This window comes from Streptomyces sp. NPDC111744 (assembly GCF_055634995.1).
In genome coordinates, this window is sequence record NZ_JBVKCG010000019.1 from 116929 (window position 1) to 129832 (window position 12904).

The window sequence follows — 12904 nt, forward strand, 5'->3', positions numbered from 1 at the left end:
GACGCGGTTGATCGTGCCGCCGTCGCGGACCACGGGGGCCATCCTCGGCCGGGTGGTGTACCGGCCGGTGACGCGCAGGACGTGGCCGAGTCGGGGGAGGCCTGGCCTTCCAGCGGTCTGAACGGTACCGACGGGGTTCGCGGGTCTGCGGGAGGATGCCGGGTGCAAGCGCCCTGCCAACGGCCGTACTTCTCAAGCGGTCAGGCCGGGGCGCGCAAGGTCTGGGAGGGGCAAGTGCCGTACACCTTCCTGTAGACGTGGCTGAAGGTACGCGGCGTCCCCCATCCCCACCGTGCCGCGACAACGGCGATGGTCTCCCCGTCGCCCGGCCGTGCCGACCGAAGGTCCTGGTGGGCGCCTTCCAGGCGCACGCTGCGCAGGTAGGCCATGGGGGTCGTGTCGTGGTGGTGGCAAAAGCCGTACTGAAGGGCTCTGGTCGAGACGCCGGCCGCGGAAGCGATGTCGTTCAGGGTGATGGGCCGGTCGGCGTGTGCATGGATGAACTCCACCGCCCGGCGTACCGTCTCCGCCCCACGTGACCTGGGCCGGCCTGCAGCGGATCCGTGACCGCATGTTGTTCGGGAAGGCTGTGAGGGTGACGGCGGCCAGCAGCCGGGCCGCCGCGTCAAGGACCAGTGGCGTCGTCGGCGCTTCGGTGTCGTCCAGTAGATCCCAGGCGTCCTGGCGCGCCACCCGCCACAGTGCCGTATGGGTCGGGGAAGCCGCCTCGCGCGGCCGTAGCAGGCGCAGCGGCGGGGCCCCACCGTTCCCATTGTCCAGACCAGCGACGGCACGCAGGAAGCTGAGGTCCAGGACTGTTATCTCGGAGAAAATGCTGTCCACGTCGGTGTGGTAAGGCATTCCCGGCGGGGCCGGCACCATGACGCTGCCCGCAGGAAAGCCCGCGTCGCCGCGCCCGAATCGGACGCTGATGCGCCCATCAAGCACCTCCTGCACCAGGACCCGGTCGAGCGGCTCGATGTCCACCGCCACCGTCATGGGCATGGCCACTCTGTCCAGGCACAGGCGACTGGCCGTTCGCCGTTCGTGCCGGAACGTCGCATGGCGTTTTGAGGGGCGACCCTACGCATTCCCGTGCCGTACATGGAGGCCAGGTAGGCCCGGCTCTGATCGGGATCCGAGGTGCAGAAGAGGGTCTGCTGTACCTCGGTTCGCTGGTCGCTGCCTCTGGCCACAATGCCTCGCACTCAAGCCTTCGATCCCGGCGGCGGCCGGGGCTGCCTAGGGACGACGCTACGCCGGTGGATGGACACCCGCGCTTTCGGCTGACTGGTGACGCGGGGTGATGACGGTCAGGCTGCCGTCCCTGTGCTGTCGCCGGCCTCACGTCGGGTAGGTGACGGACCGGACTCCGGAGCCCCGGCGCTCGGCCTTCCCGTCGCTCGGGTGTCTGGCTTGTGCTTCGGGGGCGAAGGCCGGCGCCACACGCCAAGGCTGCCCCACCGGGAGAGGCAGTGACTGTTCCCCGCGGGCCGTCCCTTTGATCGACTCTGCTTCATTCCTCGTTTGAGCGCGTGAGCCTCGTGGGAGAGGAAGTTCATGAAGGCGGTGCCGATCACGGGTCATCTCACGTTCCCGGGGGCGATGGTCCAGCCGGTGGGCGTTGCGTGGGGCGCACTTGCGGTCGGCTCTGTGTCGTGGTGGGGGTGCGTACGGGCCGTTCTGCCTGTGGGGTGCAGGGGGCGATGACGCCGGTGTCTGGTCGGCAGCGTTTGGTTCTTGTCGCTGATCCTGGTGTGCCTTCGGAGATTGCTCGGGCTCTGGCTCCTCGTTTGCCGCGGTATCTCGCCCGGGGTGTGAGCAGCCGGGTCGAGTGGCAGGTGGACGTTTTCACCGCTCCGCTGGTGGGTGCCGAGCAGGTGGCCGTCTCGGACATCGCGGATGCCGTCAGCCACCACCTGCAAGGCATCAAGTGGGACATCGCCATCTTCCTGACGGATCTCCCGCGGCGTGCGAGGCTGCAGCCGGTCAGCGTCGAAATCGACACCGAACACCGTGCTGCGGTGATTTCCTTGCCGGCTCTGGGATCTCGTCGGCTGCGGCGCCGGGTTCGACAGGCGGTGGTGGACATTGCCCGGCAGCTCGTCGTGCAGGACGGTGCTCTGCGGCATCCGGAGGTTTTCGGCCGTCCGCCTCGCCAGGGTGGCCCCAGCGCCGGTGACGCTTCTGACATGCTACGGCGTTACGTCGTGCCTGGTCTGCGTGGGCATGTCCGTCTGGTTGCTGGGATGGTGCATGCCAACCGTCCCTGGCGGCTGTTCGGTTCCCTGTCACGCGGGCTGGCGGGTGTGTTTGCCACGGCGACGGTGTTGTTCATGAATACTGCCGCCTGGAATCTCGCTACCGCGCTGGGTACCTGGCGGAACGTGGTCACCACGGTGCTGGCGGCGTCGGCGCTGACCGCGTGGGTCATCGTCGACCACGAACTGTGGGAACGTGCCGGTGACCTCCCTGGCCGCCACCATCCCTTCTATCCCTACAACCTGGTCACTCTGATCACGGTTGCGCTGGCGGTTGTCGTTCTGGCCACTGTTCTCTTCGGGGTTCTGGTCGCTGTGTCGTTCCTGTTGCTGGCCGCTTCCGTACTTCACAAGTTCATCGGGCGCCCGGTGGGTGTGGGCGATTACATCTGCCTGGCCTGGTTCGTCACCTCCATTGCGTTGGTGGGGGGTGCTTTTGGCACCAGTCTGGAAACAGACGACCAGGTGCGTTATGCGGCCTACGGACGACGGCAACGGGCACGTCAACGGCAGCTCAAGGAGATGCAGGCAGGGCCGGACGAAGGCACGGTCACGCCGCCGGTCGGCCCTGCACGGTGATGCCGCCTGATTCGGCTGCTGCCTGGGCGGCAGACCGGTCGGTAGCGTTTCCTGCGTGTGAACGGCGTGCAGCGGCTGCTGCCGGGCCCCCCTTCGTCGCCCGCCCTGCCGGAGGCGGACTGCACAGGCCGTGCCTGGCTCATTCAGATCGTGCCGTGGGTGGGGTGCGTGCGAATCGGTGATCGGAATGCTGCGGCCGGCTCCGGGATTCCGGCCAGTGCAGGTTCGCGAACTGCAGCCGGGCGATCTTGTAGTCTGGCAAATGTTCCTTGTTGTGGCTTTTGGTGTGGTGTTCGGTGGAGGGGACGGAGTGGGGGCGTGGCGTTCGCGGAGTCGGCCGGCGGTGGTGAGCCGGCCTCCTGTCCTGGGTCTGCCTCGGGGTGCGGGCGAGGGTCTTGGGCAGCGTTGCTGGCGGTGTGTGCCGGGTATTTCATGGTGATCCTGGACGTGACGGCCATCAACGTCGCCGTGCCGGTGATCGGCCGGGAGCTGTCGGCCTCGCTCACCGGTATCCAGTGGATCACCGATGGGTACACCCTGGTCTTCGCCGGGTTCCTGCTGACCGGTGGCGCGCTGGGTGACCGGCTGGGCAACCGACGGGTCTTCTGCACGGGCGTGGCGGTGTTCACGCTGTCCTCGGCCGCGTGCGCGCTTGCGCCGGGCGTCCTGTTCCTGGTTGGGGCCAGGCTGGCGGAGGGGTTCGGTGCGGCTCTGATCGTGCCCGGTTCCCTGGCCCTGCTCCAGCAGGCCTACCCGGCGCCGGCCGCACGCTCGCGGGCTTTCGGACTGTGGGGTTCGATGGCGGGCGTCGCGGCCGCTGCAGGGCCGCTGCTGGGCGGGCTGCTTGTCTCCACTGCGGGCTGGCGCTGGGTGTTCCTGATCAACTTGCCTGTCGGTGTGGGCTGCCTGGTGCTGACGCTGCGGCATGTAGCGCGCTCGCCCCGGCATGCCGCCCGGGCCCTGGACTGGCCGGCGCAGTGTGCGGTGGTGGCGGCGGTGGCGCTGCTGACCGCGGCGCTCAACGAGGCCGGAAGGCGGGGCTGGTCCGATCCGGCTGTTTTTGCCGGTGTGGGCCTGGCCGTGCTGGCAGCCGGGGCGTTCGCGGTGCGCGAGCGGCTGGCGCGCTCTCCGGTCCTTCCGCCGGGCCTGTTGCATTCTCGTGGGGTGAGCGGGGGAGCCGTCGTCGGCCTGCTGTTCAACTTCGGCTTCTACGGCATGGTGTTCACCGCCAGCCTGGAATTCCAGCACCAGCGTGGCTTCAGCGCCCTCGGTACCGGGTTGGCGCTGTTCCCGGCGGTGGCGATGACCATGTTCGCCTCCGTCCTGTCCGGGCGGCTGGCCCGTCGCACCGGCGATCGTCCGCTGGTGGTCTGCGGCATGCTCCTGGCTGCCTTGGGGCTGGCGGGCTGGGCCACGGCGGGGGACGATCCCGCCTACCCGCTGCTGGTCGCCCCGATGATGGCCGCGGGATTCGGTACCTCCTTCGCCCTCACCGGTTCGACCACCACGGTGATGAGTGCCGTGCCTACGGCGTACGCGGGTGCCGCTTCTGCCCTGTTCAACACCGCCCGCCAGATCGGCAGCGCCGCCGGCGTCGCGCTCGGCGGCAGCCTGCTCGCCACAGCCGCCGACTACAGCACCGGGCTGCGCGCCAGCATGGCCGTCGGCGCGCTCGCCTTCCTGGCCGCCGCGGGCGTCGCGTGGCTGCGGGTACCCACGGTGCCGGAAAGGACCTAGGACGTCCCGGCCGTGGGGCAGGTGTGGCATGCCGGCCGGGAGGCTGGACGCGGAGTCCGGGTCCGCGGGTTTCCCGGGAGTGGCGAGGCTGGCATCGTGTGTTCGGCGGGTGAGGGTGACGGTGGCGGGCTGGTCGCGGCGCGAAGCCACCCGTCACAGGACTGTGCCGGCATACGGCTGGGCGGCCATGACGTCGGTCCACAGAATTGCGCCAGAGCCGGTTCTCGTGGACATCGATTCCGGCCCGGAACGGGGGCGCGGAATCGGCAGCCTGACAGCAGGCGGGCGGCAGACCAAGCTGACCGTCCCCACACGCGGCCCGAGCCTGCCCCGACACCGGCTCCCGCCCAGCCGCCCGCACGGGAATGCCTTACCGGCCGACTGCGTTGTCAACGGTGTGGTTGCGAAGGGGACAGTGTCCCCGGGCCTCACCTATTGCCCATGAGGACGATCGTTCGGCTGAAGCCTCATGGAGCCTTTCGCCGCGCAGGCGACCGCCCTTCGGGACCACGCGCACATCTGTGGCCTGCCCAGTGATGTTCTGGGCGGGCCACGGCTGCGTACGGTCGTTCCACTACCAGCGCATGTCGAGTGCATGGAGATCGCCAGGACGTCATGCGCGACGGAACCCGCGCAACCTCCCTCTGGCTCCCGTCCTCGACCTCACCGACCGTCCCTACCGGGCTGGTCGCGGCCGGACGGCTGGCAACAAACGGCGACACCCTCCCCGTTGCCCTGCGGGCAGCCGTACGCCGGCCAGGCATCGTCCGGCGTATCAACCAGCAGCAGATCGCTCTCGGTGCAAGACGGGCACAGGGAGGTGAGGTTGCGGAGACTCGGGGAAAAAGTTGCAGCAGCCGATGGGAGGTTGCTGTGGAGGGTGGAGATCTGGAACTGGGCGAGTTGCTGACCGCTGCGGAGGCGGCGCCGCCCGGGGAGTCCGTCGATGTGGTAGCACACGACCTGCACAAGCGATTCGGGGCGGAGCGTGTGTCCTTCCTGTTCGTCGACCTCATCGGTCAGAGGCTGATACGACTCGCCGCGGCCGGCGGTGGTTTCGCGGACCATAGCGAGACAATCGACTTGCGGGGCAGCGTCTACGACAGCGTTCTGCAGAGCCAGCGCCAGCATGTGGAACCGGACGGCCAGGGCGGACGGCGCGTCATCACACCGGTCAGCAACCGTGGCGACTGCATTGGCGTCCTGGAGGTGACCTTGCAGTCCGCCGACGACACCGTGCTACGACAGGTCCGCGACGCGGCACACGCGCTGGCCTACATCATCGTCACGGACCGCCGCTTTACTGATCTGTACCATCTGGGCCGGCGCACCACGGAGACCAGCCTGGCCGCGGAGATCCAGCACCAGCTGCTTCCCTCGGCCCCATGCTGCGAGGCGGACCAGTTCACGCTCGCCGCCGGACTGGTCCCGGCCGACGACATCGGTGGTGACACCTACGACTACACCCTCGACCGCGACAGCCTCCACCTGTCCATCACCGACGCCATGGGCCATGACACGAACTCCGCTCTGCTGGCCACCTTGCTGGTCGGCGCGTTGCGGCGGGCACGCCGCAGTGGCTGTGACGCCCTCAAGCAAGCCAACCACGCCCACCAGGCCCTGTTGAGCCACAGCCGTGGCCTGGCCACCGGGCAGTTGCTGTGCGTCGACCTCGAAACGGGCCTGTGTGAACTGGTCAACGCCGGTCATCCCTGGCCGCTGCGGCTGCGTGACGGCACCGTCGAAGAGGTCAAACTCGCCGTCAACCTGCCGTTCGGTGTGGCGGCACCCGCCTCCTACCGGATTCAGGAACTGCAGTTGCGTCCCGGCGACCGCTTGATCCTGCTCACCGACGGAATGCAGGAGCGCGGTGCCGCAGCCGTCGACCTGGCCTCGGTCGTTCACGACACCCGCGCGCTGCATCCAAGGGAAGCTGTCCGAAGCCTGACCAACGCGGTGCTGGACGCCTGCCATGGCAACCTCAAGGACGATGCCACAGTTCTGATACTGGACTGGCACGGCAGTCGTCGGCCACCGGCCGAAACCAGACCAGGCCCGCAGCGATGAGCCGCAGCGCGCCACCGTGAGTCCGCACCGAGGGCAACGCCCGGTGACATTTCTCCCGACGGGGGCGGCTCGCGCATGGCTGAAGCGCGCCGCCTTGCATTCCCCTTCCCGCCCCGCTCCACGGCCTCGGGGTTGGTGACCACTTCCCGGGTGTCACTTGCTCGGTGCCGCCTGGGCGCCATCCCGACCGATCGGTCGTGTCCAGGCATTCGCGCCCAGCTGGCCATTACCGGCAGGTCGCCCGTCCCAGTCAAGCTCGCGTGAATGCATTGCGGCCGATTCGGGTCGCAGCGCAGGTATGGGCGCAAGGTTAAGGCAGGCATGGGCCAAGGTAAGAGGGAAGGCGACCCACGCCGCTCGCGACGCCGACGGCTGGCTGCGCGTGCGGCCCCACCGAGTCCGTGCTGTGGACGATGCGGCTCGTCGGGCTCGACTAGATCTTCGACTGCGACCCCACCCTCTGCCACGCCCTGAACTGACACCCACTGCGCACGCGGCGCGCTCCTCCTGGCGTAGGTGGGGCCCGAGAGGGTTACCCGGAGGATATGACGAGGTTGCATCTTCCAGGGCGTAAAGCACACCAGGGCGGCGACGAGGCGCAGGCGCGCCAAGCGCCGGCAGCTGAGGACGTCGGGCCGGGGCCCGAGGTGGAGCGCCGGGCACCGGACGCACCGACGAAGCTGCCCAGGCGGGCCTGGACTGCCGTGTTCAAGGGCGCCCTGCGGGAGTTCAAGGACGATGAGCTGACCGATCGCGCCGCGGCATTGACGTATTACGGGGTGTTGTCGCTGTTCCCGGCGCTGCTGGTGCTCGTGTCTCTGCTGGGCATCACCGGCAAGTCGGCGACCGACTCGCTGCTGGCCAACATCAACAAACTTGCTCCCGGCTCGGCCAAGGACATCATCACCCGGGCTGTGGAGCAGTTGCAGAGCAACGCCGGTGTCGGTTCCGTCATGGCGGTTGTCGGCATTGTGCTGGCGGTGTGGTCGGCCTCCGGCTACGTGGCTGCGTTCATTCGCGCTGCGAATGCCGTCTACGACATGCCGGAGGGCCGCCCGGTGTGGAAGATCCTTCCGGTGCGGGTCGGTGTCACCGTCGTGCTGATGGTGCTGGCGGTGGCCAGTGCGCTGATCGTGGTCTTCACCGGCGGTCTGGCCCGCCAGGCCGGAACCGCGCTCGGGATCGGGGACACGGCGCTGACGGTGTGGTCGATCGCCAAGTGGCCCGTCCTGGTCGTCCTGGTCACCATCATGATCGCGATCCTGTACTGGGCGAGCCCGAACGCGAAGGTGAAGGGGTTCAGGTGGATCACCCCGGGCAGCTTCCTCGCCCTGGTGATCTGGCTGATCGCCTCGGCCGCCTTCGCGTTCTACGTCGCGAACTTCGCGTCCTACAACAAGACCTACGGCACCATGGCCGGCGTCATCGTCTTCCTCGTCTGGCTGTGGATCACCAACCTGGCCATCCTGCTGGGACTGGAGTTCGACGCCGAGACCGTACGCCAGCGGGCGGTCGCGGGCGGCCTGCCACCCGACGCCGAGCCCTACACCCAGCCACGCGACACCCGGAAGTGGGACGAGGAGGACCGACGCCGCCTGGGTGACGTGTGACCCGCCGCCGTTGATCTTGAAGTGTGGGCAGGGTGGCCTGCGGATACTTGCCGCTCATGAGGTTTCTGGCGTGGCTGCGCGAGGCTGATCGGTCGCTGAGCAGTCAGGCGGCCGCCCGCATCCAACCCGGCGTCGGCACGGTGCTCTCGGCGGTGGAGGAAACCGCTGAGAAACGCGAAGCTGTGGTGCGGTGCGGTGCGGTGCGGTTCGATGCGGCCGCGACAATGGCCCGGCTGGGCGGGTGGCGCGGCCGCAAGGCTGCGGTTAGTGGGCTGGTCGTCCTGGCCGTGGCGCAACTCATCTCCAACGGTCTGTGCAAGCAGCTGGCCGAACGGCCCCGGCCACCGAAGGAGTGGTTCCCGCACGACGACGTCGACGACCGCCCCGCCTCCTCGTCCTTCCCCTTGTGGACACACCGCCGCCGCGGTGGCGGCCTCCCGGCCGGCCGCAGGCGCAGCGTGTCCGCTCCCGGCCGCCATGGTGGCGGCCGAGCGGGTGCAAAGCGGCGCCCACTGTCCCAGCGAGGTAGCCACCGGCGCCGCCATCGGCCTGGCCAGCGCATGGCACACCCGACATGCCTCCCGCCCGATCCTGCGACGCCGGCTCTGGCGGTTGGGGCAGGCCGGGGTGTGACCGCCGCACTTCTGTCGGTGCCCACCGTGACTTCAGTCAGCAGCGCAGATCGGCGGCGTGCCGGCCCGCGATGCGGGCCGGCCGCCGAGGCTGCTGTTGGAGCGGTATGTGGACGGTGCAGTGCCCTGTGGGAGGCAGGTCACCAGTAGTGTCGGCGGCCGGCGACCGCATGTCCCATGGAGCCCAGGATCCAAAGGATCGCGCCGATGACTGCCAGAATGATCCCGATCGTCCACAGGATCGATATGCCGGTGACGAATCCGACCACCAGCAGGATGATGCCCAAGAGGAGCATGATCGCCTCCTGTCTGTGGTAAGGCTGCTGCTTTCACTGTGGCCCTCAGCGCGGCGTTAGGGAAGTACCACGGCCACCGCCACCGCAGGACGAGACGGTGCAGGGCCGGCCCGCAACGGACCAAGCGGACCGTGCCGCGTGTTGACCCCCGGGTTCGGGGTACTCGCGCGCTCATCGGAATGGTCGGGCGCATGGCGCAGCCCAGCCTGCAGCAACTCAGAGGGAAGGTAGGTGACCTCCGTGTCGGGCACGCAGCCGCGCAATGGCGGATCCGACCACAGCATGGACCGCTCCGGCCAGGAGCCGGTGAGTGAGCTGGTGCAGCGGGCATCGCAGCAGTTGACCGAGCTGGTGCGTGGCGAGCTGAGGCTGGCGCAGGCGGAGATGAAGCAGAAGGGCAAGCGTTACGGCAAGGGTGGTGGCCTGTTCGGCGGGGCGGGCATCGTCGGTTTCCTGATGCTGCAGGCGCTGGTCGCCACTGTGATCGCCGCGCTGACGGTGGCACTGCCGGTGTGGGCGGCGGCTCTGATCGTTACCGCGGTGCTGGGCGTGATCGCTGCGGTGCTGGCCGTGAAGGGGAAGAAGCAGGTCGACGAGGCCGCGCCGCCTACGCCCGAGCAGATGATCGAGAACGTGAAGGCCGACGTGGCCGAGATCAAGGAGAGTGCGCACCGATGACCCAGCCGCCTCACGACGAGCCCACCGCCTCCAGCACCGAGGACCTGCGCGAGCGGGTCGAGCAGACCCGGACCGAGCTCGGGAAGACGGTGGAGGCGCTTGCGGCGAAGACCGACGTCAAGGCCCGCGCCGAGGAGAAGGCCGCAGAGGTCAAGGAACAGGCCGCCGCGAAAGCCGGTGAGCTGAAGGAGCAAGCCGCGGTCAAGGCCGGGGAGCTGAAGGCGAAGGCCGCCGGTCTTGCACACCAGGCGCAGGACAAGTTGCCCGACCCGGTCAAGGACAAGGTGGCCCAGGCTGCTGAGCAGACCCGGCTGAAGGCGGCGCAGGCCGGCCGGACGTGGGAGAAGAAGGCACCTGAGCCGGTGCGGCAGAAGACCGCCCAGGGGGCGCAGCTGGCGCGGGACAACCGCACTCTGCTGCTGGCGGCAGCCGGCGCGGCCGCCGTTGCGTGGGTAGCCTGCCGCCGCCGGAAGGGATGAGCCAGGTGAAGGCAGCGAAGATCGCCTACAAGCCGATCGGTCTGGCACTCGGTGCCGTGAGCGGTATGGCCGCGGGAGCGCTGTTCAAGCAGACGTGGAAAATGCTCGGCCACGACGAGGACGCCCCGGACGCCACCGACGAAGAGCGCTCCTGGCGTGAGGTGCTGCTCGCCGCCACGCTGCAAGGCGCGGTCTTCGCCGGAGTCAAGGCGGCCGTCGACCGCGCCGGCGCCACCGCCATCCGCCGCCTGACCGGAACCTGGCCCGGCTGACGCGCATAAGGAGGCGGAGGGCCGACAGGACACGGACACCGGCCCTTTCATCTCCCGCCCAGTACCCACGCGAAAGACTCTTCATAGCCATGTCCGATCAGCATGCGGCTGCCGCGCTTACAGCGGCAGCGTTCATCACCACGGTCTTGGTTGCCCGGGCCGTCGTCCTCGGCCAGGACGGACGAGGACGCGGCGCCCGCGTCGTCCACCCTGTACGCGGTCGCACCACACTCCGCGCGGACAAGGTCACACCATCTGCAGTCGCGCTCTCAACCGACGCCACCCCCTCCGCCGTGCGAGAGGCGGAACAGCACGTCCACCACTTCTGGGAGCAGCTCCAAACACGGGTCGAGCCGCCCGAATGACCCGCGCCAGTGCTGTGACCGCGTAGGTTCGCCCGGTTGGTGGTTGGAACGGTTGGATGAGCGGCCACGTCCGTTCCGACCGCTGGAAAGGTCGGTCTTGTAGGACTTGCGCTCGCTCACAACAACCAGTCCAGCACGCCCATGGCCGCCGACCGGCCGGGATACCGTCCTGCCGCACGTTCAGTTGACGGCAAATAACCTGTGCACTCACATTCCGCCCTCTCGACACCGGTTTTCGACACGGCCTCGTCTGGGCTTCGGCAGGTCAGGCCGTAGGTTCCTCTTACCGCCTGCCTGGGCGGACCGGCCGGAGGCGCCCGGCCGCGAACAGGTCGTCCAGGTTGCGGCCGTAGCCGGTCGGTGAAGACCAACTGCGTCGTGCGTCCGGCACCCTGGGGCCGCTTGCGGGGTCCGCCCGTCATACCGTGCAGGGCCGACGCGCGGGCTGCCGTGCCCAGGGCGGGGCGAGTTCTTCGAGCAACTCCCCGAGGTGTGCGCGGGAGACCCCCGACAGTGCAAGACGGGTACAGGCCGTACTGGCCCAGGTCAGCCTCACAACTCACCCAACCCGTCGGGCCCTTCCCATGTCACGGCTGACCCACTCCCGTACTTCCTCCCAGGTCGTTAGGGTCGGGCCCATGGCTTCCATGGATGTCTCCCTGCGTCCCGTGCACCCCAGCGATCTGCCTGTGTTCTTCCGGCACATGAGCGACCCCGAGTCGAATCGGATGGCCGCCTTCACTGCCGAGGACCCGAACGACCGGGCCCACTTCGACGCCCATTGGAAGCGCATCCTCGCCTCGCCCGACGTCGTCACCCGCACCGTGCTCGCGGACGGCGATGTGGTCGGGCACGCAGCCGTGTACGGCGAGCCGGGCGAGCGGGAGGTCACGTACTTCATCGATCGCTCCCACTGGGGGCGAGGCATCGCGACCGCGGCGCTGCGGGGGCTGCTCGCCGAGGTCCCCGAACGCCCGCTGCACGCCCGGGCGGCGGCGGACAACACCCGATCGGTGCGGGTCCTGGAGAAGTGCGGCTTCAAGGTCGTCGGCAAGGGCCGGGGCTTCGCGAACGCGCGGGGTGCGGAGATCGACGAACTGGTGCTGCGGTTGCACGGATAATTTTCCCCACCCGACCTCGGGCTTTCACGAGCGGTGCCGTCCACCACTTGATTAGAAACTCGAGACGGCGCGAGTTGGTGGCGGGGCTACGCCACCGTCTGCATGCCGATCTGCCGTCCGGCGGTGTCCACGGTCGCGATTCTCACCTTCATCGGCTCCCGGAACTCGTTCCTGTGGCCGCTGCTGGTCCTCAGCCAGACCAAGTCCCAGACCATCCCGGTGGGCCTCGCCTCACTGGTGGACCCCTCCAGCCCCCAGTACGCCGAGATCATGGCCTCCTCGGTCCTCGGCTTCATCCCACTCATCGCGGTCTTCCTGGTCTTCCCATGGCAGATCGTCCAGGGAATCGCCACGACGGGCATCAGGTGACCCACCCGGCCCCCCGAGCGCGGCGGTGCCACGCGTCCCGCGCCGGAGGCCCGAGCGGAGAACGGCACCGTCGCAGCGGCGTTCGAGGCCGGGAGCGGGAAACTGCGCCGGGAATCTATTCGCACACACTGCTCGCACGACGTCGTCACAGCGTTGGCGGTGCACGCCCTCCACCGGCACTCGAACTCCCTGTCTGGTCCACCGGGACCCCCAGTGGAGGTCCCGGCCGGACGAGTTCGACCCCGCGCGGTGGCTGGACGGACGACCGGCCCCTGGATCGGCCTGCCTCCCCTTCGGCGCCGGATCACGGGCGCGGCGCTGACCATGGGACAGCTGACGCTGACTACCTCGTCTCGCGCGCAGCTTCACCAGCGAATCACCGAACGCCGCGTCGCTGACCCAAGTTCGTCGACCGGCTGGTTACCGCAACCCTCAGAG

At 68.8% G+C, this 12904-nt stretch carries 12 protein-coding genes; 10 read left to right on the forward strand and 2 right to left on the reverse strand.

All coding sequences use genetic code 11. The features are described 5' to 3' along the window. Window positions 1-200 precede the first annotated feature (200 nt). Window positions 201-509: a helix-turn-helix transcriptional regulator gene (locus tag ACZ7OO_RS33055; protein WP_471510472.1), complete on the reverse strand. Its 309-nt coding sequence runs from the start codon at window positions 507-509 to the stop codon at window positions 201-203. 1308 nt (window positions 510-1817) lie between these two features. On the opposite strand from ACZ7OO_RS33055, the gene ACZ7OO_RS33060 reads away from it, so the two are divergent. The 4 genes from ACZ7OO_RS33060 (at window position 1818) to ACZ7OO_RS33075 (ending at window position 8254) form a co-directional block, all read left to right on the forward strand. Further along, complete coding sequence (locus ACZ7OO_RS33060; protein WP_471510474.1) at window positions 1818-2840, forward strand: hypothetical protein; 1023 nt, start codon at window positions 1818-1820, stop codon at window positions 2838-2840. A 414-nt stretch (window positions 2841-3254) separates the two neighbouring features. After that, window positions 3255-4577 (forward strand): MFS transporter, encoded by a 1323-nt coding sequence (locus ACZ7OO_RS33065; RefSeq protein ID WP_471510476.1) that lies wholly within the window; start codon window positions 3255-3257, stop codon window positions 4575-4577. An 873-nt stretch (window positions 4578-5450) separates the two neighbouring features. Further along, window positions 5451-6644, forward strand: a complete 1194-nt coding sequence (locus ACZ7OO_RS33070) for a PP2C family protein-serine/threonine phosphatase (RefSeq protein WP_471510554.1) — start codon at window positions 5451-5453, stop codon at window positions 6642-6644. A gap of 545 nt (window positions 6645-7189) precedes the next feature. Beyond that, entirely contained in the window at window positions 7190-8254 is a 1065-nt protein-coding gene (locus ACZ7OO_RS33075; protein WP_471510478.1) for a YihY/virulence factor BrkB family protein, read from the forward strand. Between the two features lie 772 nt (window positions 8255-9026). Here ACZ7OO_RS33075 and ACZ7OO_RS33080 read toward each other — a convergent pair. Continuing rightward, window positions 9027-9182 (reverse strand): DUF6131 family protein, encoded by a 156-nt coding sequence (locus ACZ7OO_RS33080; RefSeq protein ID WP_393354719.1) that lies wholly within the window; start codon window positions 9180-9182, stop codon window positions 9027-9029. 282 nt (window positions 9183-9464) lie between these two features. Between ACZ7OO_RS33080 and ACZ7OO_RS33085 the strand changes: the two genes are divergently transcribed. From ACZ7OO_RS33085 to ACZ7OO_RS33110, 6 genes are all read left to right on the forward strand, one after another. Beyond that, window positions 9465-9860 (forward strand): phage holin family protein, encoded by a 396-nt coding sequence (locus ACZ7OO_RS33085; RefSeq protein WP_471510555.1) that lies wholly within the window; start codon window positions 9465-9467, stop codon window positions 9858-9860. After that, on the forward strand, window positions 9857-10339 hold the full coding sequence (locus ACZ7OO_RS33090; protein ID WP_471510480.1) for a DUF3618 domain-containing protein: 483 nt from the start codon (window positions 9857-9859) through the stop codon (window positions 10337-10339). The genes ACZ7OO_RS33085 and ACZ7OO_RS33090 overlap by 4 nt, the downstream gene beginning before the upstream one ends. 5 nt (window positions 10340-10344) lie before the next feature. Then, the gene (locus tag ACZ7OO_RS33095) at window positions 10345-10611 is read left to right on the forward strand and encodes a DUF4235 domain-containing protein (RefSeq protein WP_471510482.1); all 267 of its coding nucleotides are present in this window, start codon (window positions 10345-10347) and stop codon (window positions 10609-10611) included. 1012 nt (window positions 10612-11623) lie between these two features. Then, window positions 11624-12097 (forward strand): GNAT family N-acetyltransferase, encoded by a 474-nt coding sequence (locus ACZ7OO_RS33100; protein WP_471510557.1) that lies wholly within the window; start codon window positions 11624-11626, stop codon window positions 12095-12097. 102 nt (window positions 12098-12199) lie between these two features. Next, the gene (locus ACZ7OO_RS33105) at window positions 12200-12466 is read left to right on the forward strand and encodes a hypothetical protein (RefSeq protein WP_471510484.1); all 267 of its coding nucleotides are present in this window, start codon (window positions 12200-12202) and stop codon (window positions 12464-12466) included. A gap of 25 nt (window positions 12467-12491) precedes the next feature. Then, window positions 12492-12788, forward strand: a complete 297-nt coding sequence (locus ACZ7OO_RS33110; protein WP_471510486.1) for a cytochrome P450 — start codon at window positions 12492-12494, stop codon at window positions 12786-12788. Window positions 12789-12904 lie beyond the last annotated feature (116 nt).

Bases quoted from the DNA above. Each gene is read 5' to 3' on its own strand.
- ACZ7OO_RS33085 (WP_471510555.1), top strand. From the start codon at position 9,465: ATGGACCGCTCCGGCCAGGAGCCGGTGAGTGAGCTGGTGCAGCGGGCA.
- ACZ7OO_RS33080 (WP_393354719.1), bottom strand. From the start codon at position 9,182: ATGCTCCTCTTGGGCATCATCCTGCTGGTGGTCGGATTCGTCACCGGC.
- ACZ7OO_RS33090 (WP_471510480.1), top strand. From the start codon at position 9,857: ATGACCCAGCCGCCTCACGACGAGCCCACCGCCTCCAGCACCGAGGAC.
- ACZ7OO_RS33100 (WP_471510557.1), top strand. From the start codon at position 11,624: ATGGATGTCTCCCTGCGTCCCGTGCACCCCAGCGATCTGCCTGTGTTC.
- ACZ7OO_RS33105 (WP_471510484.1), top strand. From the start codon at position 12,200: ATGCCGATCTGCCGTCCGGCGGTGTCCACGGTCGCGATTCTCACCTTC.
- ACZ7OO_RS33075 (WP_471510478.1), top strand. From the start codon at position 7,190: ATGACGAGGTTGCATCTTCCAGGGCGTAAAGCACACCAGGGCGGCGAC.